Origin of the sequence: Nocardia sienata NBRC 100364 (assembly GCF_001613205.1) — a bacterium.
GTDB classification, from domain to species: domain Bacteria; phylum Actinomycetota; class Actinomycetes; order Mycobacteriales; family Mycobacteriaceae; genus Nocardia; species Nocardia sienata.
Genome location: NZ_BDBX01000003.1, coordinates 22,220 through 39,345 on the forward strand (window position 1 = coordinate 22,220; position 17,126 = coordinate 39,345).

The 17,126-nt window shown below is 66.7% G+C and carries 11 protein-coding genes and 1 pseudogene; 4 read left to right on the forward strand and 8 right to left on the reverse strand.

What is annotated here, in order from left to right:
* Window positions 1–38: 38 nt before the first annotated feature.
* Both NS4_RS01295 and NS4_RS01300 read right to left on the reverse strand, forming a co-directional pair.
* Entirely contained in the window at window positions 39–770 is a 732-nt protein-coding gene (locus tag NS4_RS01295) for a cache domain-containing protein (RefSeq protein WP_157105831.1), read from the reverse strand.
* Window positions 767–1,519, reverse strand: coding sequence for a FadR/GntR family transcriptional regulator (locus tag NS4_RS01300; RefSeq protein WP_063057622.1), 753 nt, complete (start codon window positions 1,517–1,519; stop codon window positions 767–769). Before NS4_RS01300 ends, NS4_RS01295 begins: the two co-directional genes overlap by 4 nt.
* Window positions 1,520–1,822: 303 nt before the next feature.
* Between NS4_RS01300 and NS4_RS01305 the strand changes: the two genes are divergently transcribed.
* A complete protein-coding gene (locus NS4_RS01305) occupies window positions 1,823–2,131 on the forward strand; it encodes a hypothetical protein (RefSeq protein ID WP_157105832.1) in 309 nt (102 codons plus the stop codon).
* Window positions 2,132–2,186: 55 nt separating this feature from the next.
* Here the strand turns inward: NS4_RS01305 and NS4_RS01310 are convergent, their stop codons facing one another.
* Window positions 2,187–3,968, reverse strand: a complete 1,782-nt coding sequence (locus NS4_RS01310; RefSeq protein WP_063057624.1) for a thiamine pyrophosphate-requiring protein — start codon at window positions 3,966–3,968, stop codon at window positions 2,187–2,189.
* Window positions 3,969–4,385: 417 nt separating this feature from the next.
* Between NS4_RS01310 and NS4_RS01315 the strand changes: the two genes are divergently transcribed.
* Entirely contained in the window at window positions 4,386–5,090 is a 705-nt protein-coding gene (locus NS4_RS01315; RefSeq protein ID WP_063057625.1) for a hypothetical protein, read from the forward strand.
* 19 nt (window positions 5,091–5,109) lie between these two features.
* Here NS4_RS01315 and ctaD read toward each other — a convergent pair whose 3' ends face one another.
* Window positions 5,110–6,879 carry an aa3-type cytochrome oxidase subunit I gene (gene ctaD, locus NS4_RS01320; RefSeq protein WP_063057877.1) on the reverse strand — a complete coding sequence of 590 codons (1,770 nt, stop codon included), beginning with the start codon at window positions 6,877–6,879 and terminating at the stop codon, window positions 5,110–5,112.
* A gap of 285 nt (window positions 6,880–7,164) precedes the next feature.
* Between ctaD and NS4_RS01325 the strand changes: the two genes are divergently transcribed.
* A complete protein-coding gene (locus NS4_RS01325; protein WP_063057626.1) occupies window positions 7,165–10,437 on the forward strand; it encodes a protein kinase domain-containing protein in 3,273 nt (1,090 codons plus the stop codon).
* Between the two features lie 54 nt (window positions 10,438–10,491).
* Here NS4_RS01325 and sigJ read toward each other — a convergent pair whose 3' ends face one another.
* From sigJ to NS4_RS01340, 3 genes are all read right to left on the reverse strand, one after another.
* Window positions 10,492–11,406, reverse strand: a complete 915-nt coding sequence (gene sigJ, locus NS4_RS01330; RefSeq protein ID WP_245664955.1) for an RNA polymerase sigma factor SigJ — start codon at window positions 11,404–11,406, stop codon at window positions 10,492–10,494.
* 82 nt (window positions 11,407–11,488) lie between these two features.
* Complete coding sequence (locus tag NS4_RS01335; RefSeq protein WP_063057627.1) at window positions 11,489–12,670, reverse strand: NAD(P)/FAD-dependent oxidoreductase; 1,182 nt, start codon at window positions 12,668–12,670, stop codon at window positions 11,489–11,491.
* A 137-nt stretch (window positions 12,671–12,807) separates the two neighbouring features.
* Window positions 12,808–13,455 carry a TetR/AcrR family transcriptional regulator gene (locus NS4_RS01340; protein WP_063057628.1) on the reverse strand — a complete coding sequence of 216 codons (648 nt, stop codon included), beginning with the start codon at window positions 13,453–13,455 and terminating at the stop codon, window positions 12,808–12,810.
* Window positions 13,456–13,661: 206 nt separating this feature from the next.
* On the opposite strand from NS4_RS01340, the pseudogene NS4_RS33590 reads away from it, so the two are divergent.
* A pseudogene (locus NS4_RS33590) lies at window positions 13,662–14,423 on the forward strand (spirocyclase AveC family protein); the annotation flags it as partial.
* A gap of 408 nt (window positions 14,424–14,831) precedes the next feature.
* On the opposite strand, the gene NS4_RS01350 reads toward NS4_RS33590, so the two are convergent.
* A complete protein-coding gene (locus tag NS4_RS01350) occupies window positions 14,832–15,548 on the reverse strand; it encodes a histidine phosphatase family protein (protein WP_063057629.1) in 717 nt (238 codons plus the stop codon).
* Window positions 15,549–17,126 lie beyond the last annotated feature (1,578 nt).

Below are 17,126 nucleotides of genomic sequence, written 5' to 3' on the forward strand. Positions count from 1 at the left end.
GGGTACCGCTGTCGTGCCGTACCGCAACGGCGGTTGTCTCAGTGCGGTGCGGTGTTCTCCAGCCGACGGAGCGACCAGGGTAACGCGTCGATCGGCACTCCGATACCGGTTCGGCCGGCGCCGGTCTTGGACCCAGGGGGGAGTCCCGGATCGGTGGCCAGGATTACGCGGCCCTCGGCGTTGACGAGCACAAGGGCGTGAACCGAGGCCCGGAACCGGGGAAGCAGGACCTCCTGCATCGCGCCGACCGGCACATCGGCGCCGGCGATCCCGAGGAACTGTCCCGCGGCGGTAACGACCGGAACCGCGAAAGTGCACACGTATTGGTCGGTGCACGCGAAATCGATGTAGGGTCCGTGCACCCAGCGGTGCCGCTCGTCACGGGGGACCACATACCAGTCCATCTGGGTGTAGTCGTAGAAGTATTCGCTCTGCGGATTCAGCTCGGGGTCCAGCCGGTGGGGTTCGTGTGCCGGATGCAACTGCCACCACTCGAGGAACCGGGGCCGGTCGGCGAGTACACCGTCGGCGATGACCACGCCCGCCCCGTCGAACAGGTCGCCCGCCTGCTCCAGTTCCCGGGTGATGGGCTCACGCAGCGACGTCAGGTCGGCGGAACGAGGAGCCGATCGCCGGTTTCCGGTGACCTCGTTCCACACGCTCGTCAACGCGTTCCCTATCGTCGTCAGCGGCAAGAAAATCTGCTCGGCCAGCTCTGCCACGACAGAAGCGAGCGACTCGACGGTCGGAGGTCTCGGTTTGTCCGTCATCGATCACTGAGCTCCATACGTAGGGCGACGAGGCGACGGATGCGGGATTCACTATGTGATTCTGCCAGCTCCCGGGCCGCGGCATCATCCTCGCGTTCGATGGCGCGGACCAGATCGCTGTGGACCGAGGCCTCGGCGGCCGGATCCAGCTCCACCCGCGGCAGCCAGACCAGTGCGGAGAGCTCGGCCTGGAGATCGACCTGGGCCCGAGTGAGTCTGGTGGACTGCGCGCATACGGCCATCTCGATGTGGAAGCGGCTGTCGGCCCGCCGGGCCGCGACCGGTTCGGTGCTGGTCCGCAACCGGTCGGTCAGGGCATGGAGCCGGGCCACATCGGCCCGGCCGCCGCGGCGGGCGGCGAATACCGCGGCCGCCCCGGCGATGGCGAACTGGGCGTCGCCGAGGTCGCGTAATTCCGCGAGACTCATCTGCTGCAACCGGGCCGACGCGGTGTGTTCGAGGACCTCCGCGGACGAACAGATGAAGCTACCGCCCCCGCGACCTCGCTTGGTGCGGACGATGCCCTGCTGCCGGAGGACGGCCAGTGCCTCGCGCAGCGTCATCGTCGATACACCCAGCTGATCGGCGAGGGTCAGTTCGCTCGGCAACTGCTGGCCGTCCACCATCACCCCGAGGCTGATCGCCGCGGAAAGTCGCTGGACCACGGCCTCCGTTTTCGGACCACTGCCCTCCAGTGGTGACAGAACAGCGCTGAGCGCGGTCAGGCCCGCGCGTTCCTGCTGGGACAACGCGACTCCTCCGGTGCGCGGTATGTGGATCGATTCTATGACTCGGAATTTGAAATATGAACTATGGAGTCAATAGAGAGTCGGCGCCCCACCGGTCTTTCATCCCAGGATCGCGCTCCACATCGCCCAAGCCATTGAAATATGGTTTCATAGGTATTAGATTGTCGGTGGCGCCGCCTCGGGGCGCCCTCAGCGGACCGGACGATCCAGAGAGGCAACGACATGCACGAACACCCGGCTGGCTGTGTCGAGGATCCGCATCGGCAGCGTCGTCGCGGTGCGGAACCATCCGCCGGCCCGGCGGTGACCATCGAGCAGGGCGGATGTTCGGGCGGCGCGTCGGTGAACGAAGGTATGTGCCGGACGGAAGTCGACGGGCTCCGCGCCACCTGGCGCCTGCTGCGGCATCACGCCATCGCCATCGTCGTCGTCGAAAAACTCTCCGATGCCTCCCCGGTGGTCCACTTCCCCTCCGGCAGCTATCCGGACCTCGCGCGGGCACGAGAACTGTATCCGGAACTGGCCGGGCTCTGGGATGCGATCCGGCACGAATTCTGGGGACGGCTCATGTCGCCGCTGTCACCCGGTTCAGGGGCGCACGCCTGGGCATGACACCCACGCGGTCGCAGTGGCCGCATGGGCGAGGCCTGTGCCGGTGCCTTCCCGGTCAGGGCCGGAACTCCTGCGCCTTGGCCTTGGCGCCCTGCACCATCAGATGCCAGGCGTCCGGGTCGCCGCGCAGTACCGAGGCGGCCATCTCCTTCAGCTGCTCGTAGCTGGCGTGCGGGGGAATCGGCGGCACCTCGGGGTCGCATCGGACGTCGAGAACGACCGGCCCGTCCGCGGCGAGAGCGTAATCCCAGGCTCCGCCGATCGCGTCCGGTTTCTCCACCGCGACCGCCTCGATACCCATCGCCCGCGCGATCTCGGCGTAAGAGACATCGGGGAGGCTCTGCGATTCCTCGAACTTCGGCGCGCCGCCCATGGCACGCAGTTCCCAGGTGACCTGATTGAGATCGTTGTTGTGGAAGACACAGACGATCAGCCGGCGATCCTGCCACAGATGCTGATAGCGGGCGATGGTCATGAGCTCGGCGAGCCCGTTCATCTGCATGGCGCCGTCGCCGACCAGGGCGATCGCGGGGCGGTCGGGATGGGCGAACTTCGCGCCGATGGCATAGGGGACCCCCGGGCCCATCGTGGCGAGGGTGCCCGAGAGCGATCCGCGCATCTGATCGCGGAAGCGCAGGCAGCGGGCGTACCAGTTGGTGGAGGATCCGGAATCCGCGGTCACGATGGCGTTGCCGGGAATCCGCTCGGACAACTCCCACACCACCCGCATCGGATTGATCGGGTGGGCGTCGAGCATGCTCTGGCGCTCCACGGTGGCCCACCACCGGTGCACGTTCTTCTCGATCTCCTCGCGCCAGGAGCGGTCCTGTTTGCGCTGCAGCAGCGGGATCAGGTGGCGCAGGGTGGTCCGCGCGTCGCCGACCAGGTTCACCTCGGTGGGATAGCGCATGCCGATCATCGCGCCGTCGAGGTCGATCTGTACCGCGCGTGCCTGATCGAGTTCGGGCAGGAACTGGCTGTAGGGGAAATTGGAACCGACGATCAGCAGGGTGTCGCAGTCGCGCATCAGCTCGTAGCTGGGCCGGGTGCCCAGCAGTCCGATCGACCCGGTGACGAACGGGAGGTCATCGGGCAGGACGTCCTTGCCCAGGAGCGCCTTGGCGATGCCCGCACCGGTCAGGTCGGCGACCTCGAGCACCTCCGCCGCGGCCGCCCGGGCGCCCTGGCCCACCAGCATGGCGACCTTCGACCCGGCGTTGAGCACATCGGCGGCGTGCCGGATTTCGTCCTCTGCCGGATCGGAACTCGTCACCGGTGCCGCGGGCGGGCTGGACGGAACCTGTTTGAACTCGTGCTGCGGGGGCTCGTACGGTTCCTCCTGGAGATCCGCCGGGATGATGACCGCGGTGGGGGAGCGGCGAGCGATGGCGGTGCGGAAGGCCCGGTCCAGGGCATTCGGCAGCTGGCTGGAGACGTTCACCTCAACCAGGTAGTCGGCGGCGACGTCCTTGTACAGCGATTGGAGGTCGACTTCCTGCTGGTAGCTGCCGCCCATCGCGCTCCGCGCGGTCTGACCCACGACGGCCACCACCGGAACATGATCGAGTTTGGCGTCGTAGAGCCCGTTGAGCAGGTGGATCGCACCGGGGCCCGAGGTCGCGGTACATACGCCCACCTTGCCGCTGAACTTGGCGTACCCGGTCGCCTGAAAAGCCGCCATCTCCTCGTGCCGGGCCTGGACGAACCGCGGTGAATTGTCGGCGCGGCCGAACGCGGCCACGAGGCCGTTGATGCCGTCGCCGGGGTAACCGAAGACCTGCTCGACCCCCCATTCGCGGAGGCGCCGCAGGACATAGTCGGAGACTTGCTGGGCCATAGCTTCTCCTCGCTGACTCGCGGAGCGGGTGTCGACCGTCGTGCTACCCGCTGTGGTCGAAGTCAATCCGCGGGGCCCGCCGAACGCGGTCGAACCCAGCGACGATGCCGGGCGGAGCTCGGCCCTCGCCGGTCGGCTCGGGTGAACCGTTTCCGGCGGTCAACTGTTACCGGGACAGGTGGGCGCATAGTGCGTGCTGCCCGAGGATTTGCTGGTAGCGCGCTCGGCGGCTGATGGCCGACGGGTGCTGCCCACCGGCTCCGGTCCCGATACGGCCGCGGCCGCCACCGGCTTCCGAGAGCGGCGCTGGCTCGCACGACCCCCGGGATTCCTTGCGGGAGGGTGGATCCCGTTCCTGCACCGGCGTGGAGCCCGTACGCTGGTCCGGCAAACATGGGTCAGTGTGGGAGGAATGCGTTGGGTCGCAGAGAGCCGCGGGAAGAACGGGACGTTTCGCCGGAGAACCGCGAAGCCGTCCGCAACGACATCAGGGAGGAGCTCGGCATCCCGCGCACCTTCGAGGACGCGACACCGGACGATGTCGCGGCATGGTTGGCCCGGGTCGAGAACATGATGCAGACCGTCCCCCGGCAGAATCGGCAACCGTACGACATCACCGACAGCAACGGCGTGACCGATGTGGTCGGGGAGGCGTACATGCTGCGCCGGCTCGCCGACATCCGTAAGGAGTTGCAGGCCGGGCTGAGGAATACCACGGCGCGACGTGAACTCGACCAGATCCAGTATGTAGCCGAATCCGCGATCCACGATCCGGTGGCGAGGCAGATGGTCGCGGCTCAGATCCAGCGGGCACATGACGTGGTGGCGAAATCCTCGGTGACCGAGGACGCGCGGGATTCTGCATTGGAGACCGAGTTGCACAATGTGGTGCGAGATCTGAAGGAGCGCCGTTCGCGGATGCGGTGGTCGCTGTTCCAGCGCGAACCCATCGCCGTTCTCATCGGCGCGGTCCTGCTGGTCGGGTTCAGTGTCGTGATGGTGGTCGCGATGTTCACGGATACGAAGGTCCCCGAGATCGTGATGAACATGATCCTGCTGATACTCGGGTTCTTCTTCGGGCAGTCCGCCACGGGTGGGCGGGGTGGTCAGCGGGACAGCTGATCCGGCCTGACGGCCGGTGTCAGTGACCGGGTCCGTCGGAGGCGGCGCTGCCGGTGGTGGGGCTGGGGGGCTGGGACAGTTCCGCGCCGGCGCCGTGGCTGCTGCGGCCGATATGGGATTCCTTGCGGATGCGTTCGGACATGTGCGGATAGTGCAGTTCGAAGGCGGGTCGTTCGGAGCGGATCTTGGGCAGTTCGTAGAAGTTGTGCCGCGGCGGCGGACAGCTGGTCGCCCATTCCAGGGAGTTGCCGTATCCCCACGGGTCGTCCACGGTGACCACCTCGCCGTAGCGGTAGCTCTTGAAGACATTCCACACGAAAGTGATCATCGAGACGCCGAGAACGAACGAGCCGACGGTGGACACTGTGTGCAGGGCGGTGAAGCCGTCGTCGGCCTGATAGTCGGCGTAGCGCCGTGGCATGCCCTCGGCGCCGAGCCAGTGCTGCACCAGGAAGGTGGTGTGGAAGCCGAGGAAGGTGGTCCAGAAGTGGAGCCGCCCGAGGCGTTCGTCCATGAGCCGGCCGGTCATCTTGGGGAACCAGAAGTAGATGCCGGCGAACGTGGCGAACACGATGGTGCCGAAGAGCACGTAGTGGAAGTGCGCCACCACGAAATAGGAGTCGTGTACGTGCCAGTCCAGGGGCGGGCTGGCCAGGATGACCCCGGACAGACCACCGAAGAGGAAGGTGACGAGGAAGCCCACCGAGAACAGCATCGGTGTCTCGAAGGTCAGCTGTCCCTTCCACATGGTGCCGATCCAATTGAAGAATTTCACGCCGGTCGGCACAGCGATGAGAAAGGTCATGAACGAGAAGAACGGCAGCAACACCGCGCCGGTGGCGTACATGTGATGAGCCCACACCGCCATCGACAGGCCACCGATGCCGATCGTCGCGAAGACCAGCGCGGTATAGCCGAAAATAGGTTTGCGGCTGAACACCGGGAAGATCTCGGAGACGATACCGAAGAACGGCAGCGCGATGATGTAGACCTCCGGATGACCGAAGAACCAGAACAGGTGCTGCCACAGCAGGACGCCGCCGACGCCGGGATCGTAGATATGGCCGCCGAAATGCCGGTCGTAGGCCAGCGCCATGAGCGCCGCTGTGAGGATCGGGAATGCCAAGATCACCAGAATGCTGGTCACCACGATGTTCCAGGTGAAGATGGGCATCCGGAACATCGTCATGCCAGGGGCCCGCAGACACACCACGGTGGTGATCATGTTGACCGCCCCGAGAATCGTGCCCAAACCGGAAACAGCCAGGCCCATGATCCACAGATCGCCGCCGACGCCCGGCGAGTGCATGATATCGGTGAGCGGCACATACGCCGTCCAGCCGAAATCGGCGGCACCGCCCGGAGTGACGAATCCGGCGGTTGCCATGGTGGCACCGAACAGATACAGCCAGTAGCTCAGGGCATTGAGGCGGGGAAACGCCACATCCGGTGCCCCGATCTGTAGCGGCAGCACCGCGTTGGCGAAACCGAACACCACCGGTGTGGCATAGAACAGCAGCATGATCGTGCCGTGCAGGGTGAACAGCTGGTTGTACTGTTCCGGCGACAGGAACTGCAGACCCGGCCGGGCCAGTTCCCCGCGGAGCAGCAGCGCCATCAACCCGCCGATCAGGAAGAACGCGGTCGCTGAGACCAGGTACATGATGCCCAGCAGTTTCGGGTCGGTCGTGGTCACCAGCTTCCGGATGGCCGAACCCTTCGGGCCCACCCGCGCCGGAAACGGGCGAGTGGGGGTGAGCTCTGCGGGCCGAGACGGTGTCACTGCCATATGCTCTCCTTCGTCCGAGCCACCGTGTGCGTTCGAACCACTGATGCCCGCGCCGGTACCCACGCTGCGTCCGGCTAAACCCTGCCCGACCGGCCTGGAAAAGTGGGGCAGCGACACCCGGGAAAGCGGTGCGGGCCGGGTGCGTGCGTAAACGCTGAGCACTTTTTCCGCATATCGAACCGGGCAGCGGGGGATTTCTCCGGCCGGGGATATAGTGGATCGGGCAAGAGGTGAGCCCATGGTTTCTTTCGCTACCTACAACGCTGCCCTGGGGCGTCTTCACCGATGAGCGGTGAAGACCTTCTCCGCACGCAGCGCGAGACGATATCGTTTCGCGCCGAGCTGGCCGCGGCCGGTTACCTCGATGCGGTGGAAATCGGGCGGGGTGGATTCGGGGTGGTGTATCGCTGCCGGCAGCCGGAGCTGGACCGGACCGTGGCAGTGAAGGTCCTCACGGCGGGCCTGGACGAGGAAAATCGAGCCCGATTTCTGCGAGAACAGCGGGCGATGGGCCGCTCGACCGGGCACCCGAATATCGTCACCGTCCTGGAAGCGGGCACACTCGCCGGCGGCTCCCCCTATCTGGTGATGCCCTATTACCCCTCCGGGTCTCTCGATATATGCATCCGTCGGCACGGCCCGATTTCGCCGGAGGACGGGTTGCGGATCGGGTCGAAGATCGCCGGCGCACTCGAAACAGCCCACCGGCTCGGGATCGTGCATCGAGACGTGAAACCGGGGAATATTCTGCTCACCGATTTCGGCGAGCCCGCGTTGACCGATTTCGGCATCGCGCATATCGGTGGCGGGTTCGAGACGGCCGCCGGAACAGTGACAGGCTCTCCCGCGTTCACCGCCCCCGAAGTACTCGAAGGGGAGCCGTCGACACCGGCGGCGGATGTCTACGGGCTGGGCGCGACCCTGTTCTGCGCGCTGACCGGACATGCGGCCTTCGAACGGCGTAGGGACGAGAACCTGGTGGCGCAGTTCCTGCGGATCACCGCCGATTCCCTGCCGGACCTGCGGCGCAGCGGTATAGACGACGAGGTGTCGGCCCTGGTGGAAGCGGCAATGAGGCGGGACCCCCGCGAACGCCTCTCCGCCGCCGAGTTGGGCGAGGACATTCGCCGGGTGCAACGGCGCCACGGGAGCCCGACGGGCGAGTCGGCCCTGCTGACCCGGCCCGGTCCCGTACTTTCGCTTCCCAAGAGTGCACCATCAGGTGGGCGGCAGGTGGAGAGCGTCGGTGAGAACACCGGTGGCAACCTGCCACTGGAGCTGACCGGTCTCGTCGATCGGCGTGCCGAGTTGACCGAGCTCAAGAATCATCTGTCGAGGTCGCGTTCGGTCACACTCGTCGGTACCGGAGGCGTGGGCAAGACGCGGGTGGCGCTCAAGGCCGCGTCTCAGGTCCGGCGTGACTTCGCCGACGGTGTGTGGCTGGTCGATCTCGCTGCCGTGATCGAGGCCGGGCTGCTGGTCGACACAGTAGCGGCAACGATCGGTGTACGGGACGACTCGACGCGGCCGTTACTGGAAACTCTGCTGAACTACCTGTACTCGCGCGAAACTCTGCTCGTCCTGGACAACTGTGAGCACATCGTCGAGGCGGTCGCCGAGCTGACCGAGACGCTGCTCGTCTCATGTCCCGGGGTGCGGACCATCGTCACCAGCCGCGAGCCGCTGAAGATCGCCGGCGAAGTGACCCAATCGGTGATGCCCCTCGCGGTTCCCGAACCGGATCACCAACCGTCGCTGCAGGGACTGCCCCGTTACGACGCGCTGACACTGTTCGCCGAGCGGGCCGCGGCGGTCGTACCCGGGTTCGAGATCAACCAGGACAATATGGCCGCGGTGACCAGCATCTGCGTCGAACTGGACGGCGTACCGCTGGCGATCGAGCTCGCCGCCGCCCGCATGCGCACGCTGTCGCCGGAGCAGATCCTGCATCGGCTGGCCGACCGATACGGGCTGCTCACCGGCGCCTTCCGCACCGCGCCGACCCGGCAACGGTCCCTCGAGCTGTGCCTCGATTGGAGCTACGACCTGTGTTCGCCGACCGAACAGCGAGCGTGGGCCCAACTCTCGGTGTTCGCGGGCAGCTGCGGACTGGACGCGGCCGAGCAAGTGTGCAGTGTGGGATCGGCGCCCGCCGAGATCATCGATGTGCTCGCCGGGCTGGTGGACAAGTCGATACTGATCCGGGAACAGTCGGGTTCGGTCGTGCGGTTCCGGATGCTGGAGATCCTGCGCGACTACGGCCGGTCCAAGCTGCGGGAATCCGGCGAGTACGAGGAGCTGTGCCGCCGGCACCGGGCCTGGTATCAGCGTCTGGCGCTGGACGCGGAGGCCGGCTGGATCGGCCGCGCGCAGCTCGGCTGGATCGCCCGGCTCGACCGCGAACACCCCAATCTGCGCGAAGCCCTCGAATCCGCCCTGGCCGAGGACACCGAGGAAGCGGCGTCGGCAGGACTGCAGACGGCCTCCGCACTGTGGGAATTCTGGGTGTTCCGCGGCTTCTATGGCGAGGGACGGTCCTGGATCGATCGGGTGCTGGCCCACCCCAGCGCTCGATCGATCCCCGATCGGGTGAAGGCACTGCGCGTCGCGATCGACCTGGCGGCGGCGCAGGGCGATTTCCGGTCCGCGGCGACACTGCTCCAGGAGGGCCGGGTGCTGGCCGAACGCGACCCGACGCCGATGCTGCAGGCCCAGATGAACCACGCGGCGGCGGTCCTGGCCCTGCTCAGTGGTGATCCCGTGCGTGCCGCACCGCTCCTGGACGCCGCCATCGAGGTCTACCGTTCGAACCCCACCGGCCATCTCCATATTCATGCCCTGACCCTGCTCGGCATGACGTATGAGATGCGCGGCGAGACGGAGAAGGCGATCGAGCACCAGCAGCGGCTGATCGACATCACCGAGGGGTGCGGCGGAATACTGTATCGCGCGCTGGCCCTGCGGAGCCTGGGTGTCGCCGAATGGCGTCGCGGCAATGTCGACCGGGCGCAGGAGTTGATCGAGGAAGCGCTGCGCGTCGACCGTCCACTCAACAGCCATCTGGTGCTGACCTTCTGCCTCGAGGCATCGTCCTGGGTCGCCTGTCACCGCCGGGAGGCCGAGCGGGCGGCGGTGCTCATGGGCGCCGCTCGCCACCTCTGGCCGGCGGGCGGCAGCCGCGGCCGCGTCTTCGATACGCTGTCGCACTTCCACGAGGAGTGCGAGGAGTCGGCGCGGAAAACTCTCGGCGACCAGAAGTTCGATGCGGCATTCGAACGAGGCCGCACGATGAGCGCCGCCACGGCGCGAGCGTACGCACTGCGCGAACAATCCACCGGCACGACCGAGGGCCCCGACCGGGCGGTCCGGTTGACCAAACGCGAGCGGCAGGTCGCCGCCCTGGTCGCCCAGGGCCTCAGCAACAGGCAGATCGCCACCGAACTCGTCGTCTCACCGCGCACCGCCCAGGGGCACGTCGAGAACATCCTCACCAAGCTGGGGTTCACCTCCCGTGCCCAGATCGCGGCGTGGATAGTGGACGAAACCAACCAGGGCTGATCGCGGCGCTTCGTGCCGGGCCGGGCGACCGGGTTTCCTCGGTGGTGCGACGGTTCAGCCCGCTGACTGGATCCCGCGCAGCTTCTCCGGATTGACCTGGAAGCGAATGTTCTCGAGGCGGCCGTCGCGAATGTCGTAGGTGAGCGCGCCGATGCGGTGGTCGCCGAGTGCGCCGAGGATGCTCAGTTCGCCGTTGACGACCGCGGGTTCGAGCCGGATACCGGCAGAGTCCGGTTTGGCCAGGACACCCAGTAGCCAGCGTGCGACGTGGTCGGGGCCGTGGAGCGGGCGGCGGGCCGCGGTGACGATACCGCCGCCGTCGTTCCACAGCGTCACTTCCGGTGCGAGCAGTTCCATGAGCGCGTTGAGGTCGCCGCCGTGGCAGGCGGCCAAGAATTTCTCGGTGATCTGTTCGCGTGCGGTCTGGTCCGCGTCGAACCGGGGCCGGCGGGACTGCACATGCGAACGGGCGCGGTGCAGGATCTGCCGGACGGTGGCTTCGGGGCGGTCGAGGAAGCCGCCGATTTCGGCACAGGAGTAGCCGAAGACCTCACGGAGGACGAATACGGCGCGTTCGGTGGGGTTGAGGGTTTCCAGGACGACCAGCATCGCGGTCGACACGGTATCGGCCATTTCGCTCTCCTCGGCGGCGGTCGATGCGGTGATAACCGGTTCGGGAATCCAGGGACCGATATAGGTTTCGCGGACGACCCGGGCGGAGGTGAGATGGTTCAGCGCGAGATTGGTCACCGTGCGTACCAGGTAGGCCTTCGGATGAACCACCGAAGCCCGATCCACCGCGCGCCATTTGAGCCAGGCGTCCTGCAGGATGTCCTCTGTGTCGGTCACACTGCCCAGGAGGTGATAGGCGGTACCGAAGAGCAGCCGGCGGTGTTCGACGAACGGGTCGACGGGCTCCCCGGGCAGTTCGGGGGCCGGGAGCGGCCGGTGGGTGTCGCGCTCGTGCACTGTGCTGTCCTGACGGTCGGAGGGCCGTATTCCACGGGGCCGGGAGACTGTGCGGTTCTCCGGCCCCGCGGAACCCGGGTGCTCATGTGGTCTTCCGGGTGGCGCGGCCGCCCTTCGACAGCTGTACCGGAATCCTCACATAGCGGCTCGCCCGGGCGGCCACCGTCGGGCTGCTGCTGACCTGTTCCTTGTAGATCGCCGCGGCCCTGCCCCGGAGATACCACCTGTTCGGGGTGTCGTCCGCGTGGGTGAACTGGATGACCGCGTCCTTGCGGCCCAGGCTCACCGGCTGGTGGAAGTAGCCGAAGCGCAGCGGTTGCACTGTTCTCCCGCGCAGCAGGCGGGCTATGGCGGCGGCGGTGTAATCGGCGGTGACCACACCGCTCTGACAGGTGCCGTGCAGCTGTCCCCACGCCTGCCGCACGTGGGCGGCGTCACCGACGGCGTGGATCTCCGGGTGCGATACCGACCTCAGTGTGGCGTCGGTGACGATGAGCCCTTTCGCGTCGGTCGCGATTCCGGCCGCGGCAGCGAGCGGCGACACTCGTACACCGGTGGTCCACAAGGTCAGATCCGAGGGGACGACTTCGCCGGTGTCCAGCCGCACGGCGTCGGGGAGCACTTTGGTGACCTTCACCCCGGCCGTGCGGACCACGCCCAGCCGGTCCAGGACCCGGTTCAGGTAGGCGCGGGCCTTCTCGCCCATCATGGCGCCGGGTTCGGCCGAGCCGATCAGGCGGACCGTCGCCCCGGGGTGCGCCTCGGCGATCTCGGCGGCCGCCTCGATGCCGGTGAGTCCGCCACCGCAGACGGTGACCGTGCCCCCCACCGCGGCGATTTCGGGCAGTCGCTGCGCGAAGTGATGTGCCAGGGCGGGGTTGTCGAGTGTCCAGGCGTGGTCCGCCGCGCCCGGGACGGAGCTCGTATCGGTGGTGCTGCCGAGGGCGTAGACCAGCCGGTCGTAGCGCAGGACTGCGCCGTCGTCGAGGGTGACGGTGCGGGTGGCGGTATCGATGGCCCTCGCCGCGGCCCGGCGGAATTCCACGCCAGTTCCGGCCAGCAGATCCGGGATCCGGAAATCGGTCAATTCCTGGCCCGCGGCGACCTGGTGCATGCGCAGTCGCTCGGTGAAGCGGGAAGAAGGGTTCACCAGAGTGATGCGAGTGTTCAGCCTGCGCGTGTAGCGGGCCAGCCGGGCGGTGGCGATCAGACCGGTGTAGCCGGCTCCGAGGACAACGATCTCGTGGGCGGTGTAGGTGTTCATCGTTTACTCCCTGAGGGCTCGTCCGTTGGGGTCGCCTATCGGACAGAGCAGGCCCGGGAAACGTGACAGGTCATCTTGTGATCTGAATGACTCGCATAATCCGGCCGAATACTCTCTGTCCCGACCTCGGCGACCGCTCAGTCCGCCGCAGGGACCGGGCTCTTCGTGGCCAGTTGGACACCGGCCAGGCCGGACCAGCACAAACCGGCGGTCGTGGCAACGGCCTCGTTCTTGGGCAACCGCTTACCGGTGACCACCCAGTCGCGCGCGCACGACTGAGCGATCCCTACTATCTCCGCCGCGATCAGCCATCCCCGCTCGGCCCGGCGCGAGGCCGACGGTGCCATTGCCTGCAGGAGGGCCTCGGTGCAGATCATGGTGGCCTGGCGTGCCATACGCTGCGCCGACGGCTCCTCGGCGTCGGCGGCGCCGGCCAGGAGGGCGGCGCTGCGTGGATGGTTGTCGGCGAAGTCGAACACCGCGGTCACCGTCGCCACCACGATCGATCGCATATCCCCGGCAGGGGCCAATGCCGCGGTGAGCGTGGCCCCCAATACCTCTACCGCCTCGTGCAGCACCGCCAGATAGAGTTCGAGCTTGCTCGAAAACGACTTGTACAGCACCGGTTTGCTGATCCCCGCCCGGCAGGCGATCTCGTCCATACTCGCCGCCCGATAACCGCAGGCGGCGAACAACCCGGCCGCCGCGGCCACGATCACGCGCCGCCGCTCCTGCCTCGCCCGGACTATTTCCGCGTTCACCGCACCGACCACCTCCTCGAACATCGACGTTACCCATGATCGGGTTCACCGGTTGCACTGCCCGGGTGGTCTCCTTGCGTGCCATGGTCGAGTTGTCGTCACATCTGTGCCCAGCCGAGGCGGCACAGGCCTCGATTCCCGCTATCGGCCGTGGGACGTGCCCGCGGATCCGCGGCCCGGCTCCGCCCACGGGCCTGGATATGCGCCGGGGCCCGGTCAGCGGCTCATACTTCACGTTCGTCCTCGATTTCATCATGGAAGCCTGCATGCTGCTGCCGCTCGGGCTCTGCACCTATCCGGGCGCGATCCGGTCGGTGTCGTTCAATGCCGGCCACTACTACCAGTGGCCGATCTACGAGGGTCTGATGTGGGGCGCGGTGCAGGCGGGTCTGGCCTGTCTGCGTTTCTTCACCGATGATCGCGGTCGGACGATCGTGGAACGTGGACTCGACCAGGTCCGAGGCGGCGTCGTCCGGCAGCAGCTCGCCCGTGCCGCCGTCAGTTCCCGGCGCCTCGGTGCGCGGGCGGGAGTGAACTCCGCGCTGGTCTACTACTACTTCGGCAATATGGACAACTTGTTCGTCGCGCTTTTCCGCAGGGGCGCCGAACGCAGCTATCAGCGGTTGGCCGCGGCCGCGGCGGCCGACCAGCCGTTGTGGGCTCTGTGGGACGCGATCCACGACCAGTCCCGTACTGCGCTCACCATGGAGTTCGTCTCGCTGGCGACCCACCGGCCTTCCATCCGATCCGAAATCGCGCAGTCGTCGAAAAGGTTTCGTGAACTCCAGCTGGATATCGTCTCCCGCGCCCTGCAGGGCCGGCGCCCGGACCCGTGGACTCCGATGACTCTTGTCATGCTGATGTCGAGCGTCTCGCGCTTTCTGCGCATGGAAGAAGCTTTCGACATCGATGCCGGGCACGCCGAAATCACCGCTGTGATCGAAGACGCTCTCGAGAAGCTGGAGGGGACACGCCGACCCGAGGGCTCATAGAAGCCGAAGAGGGCGAACCGGTCGGTGTCGAAAACGCGCAGGGGAGTGGCCCCGCAACGACGGCGGGCCGAATCAACGCGCCCGGCCTGGTAGGCCGGCCGGGCCGCCGCGCTGCTGCGCCTACTGTCCGCCTCGCGATATCGGGCGGTTGCTGCCACCGGGGTCGTAGCTCGACAAGCCGGGCATGCCCATCAGCAGCGAGGCCCGGAGCTGTCGTCATGCGCCTGTCACGGCGACCGCTATGGAAAGTCGGTACCGCCCACGACGTTTGCGGGTGCCGCAGGGCCTGCCGCCATCGCCAGGGCATGGGCCGCCGCCCGGCACTGCCGGCAGCGGCCCATGCCCTGGTCGACTCGCGTCGGCGAATCGACCACCAACTCACCCGCCGATGTGGACCGCGCAGGACCTTCAGGCGGCGGGATGGCCGTCCCACGAGACGAGCTTCCAACCCTTCGCCGGAGTGCCCTTCACGGCCACCCGGCCGGTGTTGTGCAGCGGATCGGACTGCAGCTTGCTCATGTCAGGATTGGAGACGGACATGAGTGTCCAGAACATGATGGCACCGCCATGGGAAAAGATCACCGCACGCTTGCTACGGCGGTCCTGGATATCCTGGATGGAGTCGTCCATGCGCTTCTTGAACTCGTGGCCGTTGATCGAGCCGGGGATCCGGGCATCCAGGTTGCCCTGCAGCCACTGGATCGGCGCGGCCAAGTAGCCCTCGCGCGCGTCCTGCTCCGGCGTGCCCTCGTAGATGCCGGCCTCGATCTCGTGCAGTCCCTCTTCGACGACTGTGGAATGACCACAGAGCTGCGAGGTCGGTTCCGCCGTCTGTTGCGTCCGGACCATCGTCGACGCGTATATGCCGTCGAACTTGCAATCTGCCAGCAGCTGGGATACCGCAGCGGCTTGCGTCCGCCCCTTCTCGGTGAGGCCGGGTCCGGGGACAGAAGTGTCGATCAGACCGGAATTATTGCCGGCCGATTCGCCGTGGCGGACAAAGGTGAGGAACATTTCACCGGTTTGCGGCGCCGCGGCCGCGCTACCCGCTCCGGCTGCCATGAGCGCCACCGCCGCGATGATCGCTCCGATCATCGCAAACAGGCGAGACTTCATCAGATTCATAGGGACTTCCTCGTGGGTATGGGTCGGGCCGAACTGGGACGCGCCAGTGGCTGGAATCACACTAAGATCGGCTCGACGGGCCCCCGAGAACGTTTCCCGGTGGACGGGAACCTTCGGCCATGTTCTTACCCGCCCGCAGCGCGGGCTTCGCGAAAACGGTCGGCGCCGACTCTCCCGTCCTGGATATCGGCAGTCTCTCGCTGCATCAACTCTCAGAGAAGCCGGCAATCACGCTGTGCTGTACGAGACCGACGACGACAGTCGGGAGAGCGACATCCCCTCAGGGTCCCGTTTCCCATTCGCAGGCGGGTTTTCGCGGCCGGGAGAGCACAGGAATACGCCAGTTGAGCGGACTCTCCAGGATCGGGTTTCGGCCGGCGAGTCCTGGACACGGACTGCCGGTGACGGTGGCCGGCTGCCACGCTTCCTGGCAGCCCCTGGTCAAGGCCCTGGACGGCCGCCGAGATGGTCCCATCAATCGGGGTACACGTGTCGGAATCATCGGGTCGCAGTGAGCGCGTCCGCTCCCGGACCGGACAATTCCGGCGCGCGCGCATCACCCGAGAGATCCAAGCCGCACAGCGGTCCTCGGCTACCGATGTCCCCACCGGGGACCTGAGCCGCGGCGATCTGCGCCGAGCGGTCGAACGTGCCGCCGGCCGGTCGACGAGTCGCGTTACCACCCGGACAGCAGGCACCTCGAGACCGTTGTCGACGCGGCGGTACCCGTACTGGGCGCACGGGACGCGGACGTGGTGGACGCTCGGGTGAACCGGCGACCATCGCGGCCGTCCGGTCGTGATCCCTACCGACCTGCCCTTGCCGCTGAACGCACCATGGTGTCGCGAGAGGTGGCAATTCCGTATGGCTCTCCGCAACACAGCGCATCGACGGCCGGCTGCTGCTGTGTAGTTGCCACACCCCCGGATTCAGTGGCGCGATCTTCTCGACGAACCATTCGGACCGAACAGCTCGTCGTCGGAATAGGCACTGGCCTCGAGCGCCCCCGGACGGACGTATCGGCTGGTCCGGAGAATCCTCGGGTAGCTCGAACATCGAAGTGGGCCGGGGCGTGGAAGCTGTCGCATTGCGGAGGAGTGTCCAAGCGATAGCTGGTGACCAGTACTTTCGATGAAAAGACAACATTTCTGATCTCTTCTGGGCTAGATTCACGCTACGCCGGACAGTCGGCGATGAGAAAGTCGGAGGAACACCGTGGAATATCTGGGCTCTGTCGCCGGAATCTTGCAGATGATCATCGGCACCATCCTTGCCAATACCGGATCGGGTGGCTCGGGCTCCGGCTGGTGAGCCTCGCGGATTCAGCTCGTTATTCGCGAGCCGAATCCGCTTCCGATTGCCCGTTTCGGCTCGATTGAGGGAAGTGGCCACGCCACGGTGGCCATACCCTTCGCCCTGTGGGCGGCCTTCCCGTCCGCCGGCCCGGAAAGGGCCGGCGTCGGTCGGCAGTTATCGTCCCCGGTTCATGCACGAGTCCCGCGCGGGCGGTGATCCTCGATAAGTCCGACAACACTGTGGGCCGTGTCCGCGGTCGGACGAGGTCCATCCACAGCCCGC

Excerpts from the sequence above, each read along its gene's own strand:
- NS4_RS01295 (WP_157105831.1), bottom strand. The coding sequence starts at position 770 with ATGACGGACAAACCGAGACCTCCGACCGTCGAGTCGCTCGCTTCTGTC.
- NS4_RS01310 (WP_063057624.1), bottom strand. The coding sequence starts at position 3,968 with ATGGCCCAGCAAGTCTCCGACTATGTCCTGCGGCGCCTCCGCGAATGG.
- ctaD (WP_063057877.1), bottom strand. The coding sequence starts at position 6,879 with ATGGCAGTGACACCGTCTCGGCCCGCAGAGCTCACCCCCACTCGCCCG.
- NS4_RS01325 (WP_063057626.1), top strand. The coding sequence starts at position 7,165 with ATGAGCGGTGAAGACCTTCTCCGCACGCAGCGCGAGACGATATCGTTT.
- NS4_RS01335 (WP_063057627.1), bottom strand. The coding sequence starts at position 12,670 with ATGAACACCTACACCGCCCACGAGATCGTTGTCCTCGGAGCCGGCTAC.
- NS4_RS01340 (WP_063057628.1), bottom strand. The coding sequence starts at position 13,455 with ATGTTCGAGGAGGTGGTCGGTGCGGTGAACGCGGAAATAGTCCGGGCG.
- NS4_RS01350 (WP_063057629.1), bottom strand. The coding sequence starts at position 15,548 with ATGAATCTGATGAAGTCTCGCCTGTTTGCGATGATCGGAGCGATCATC.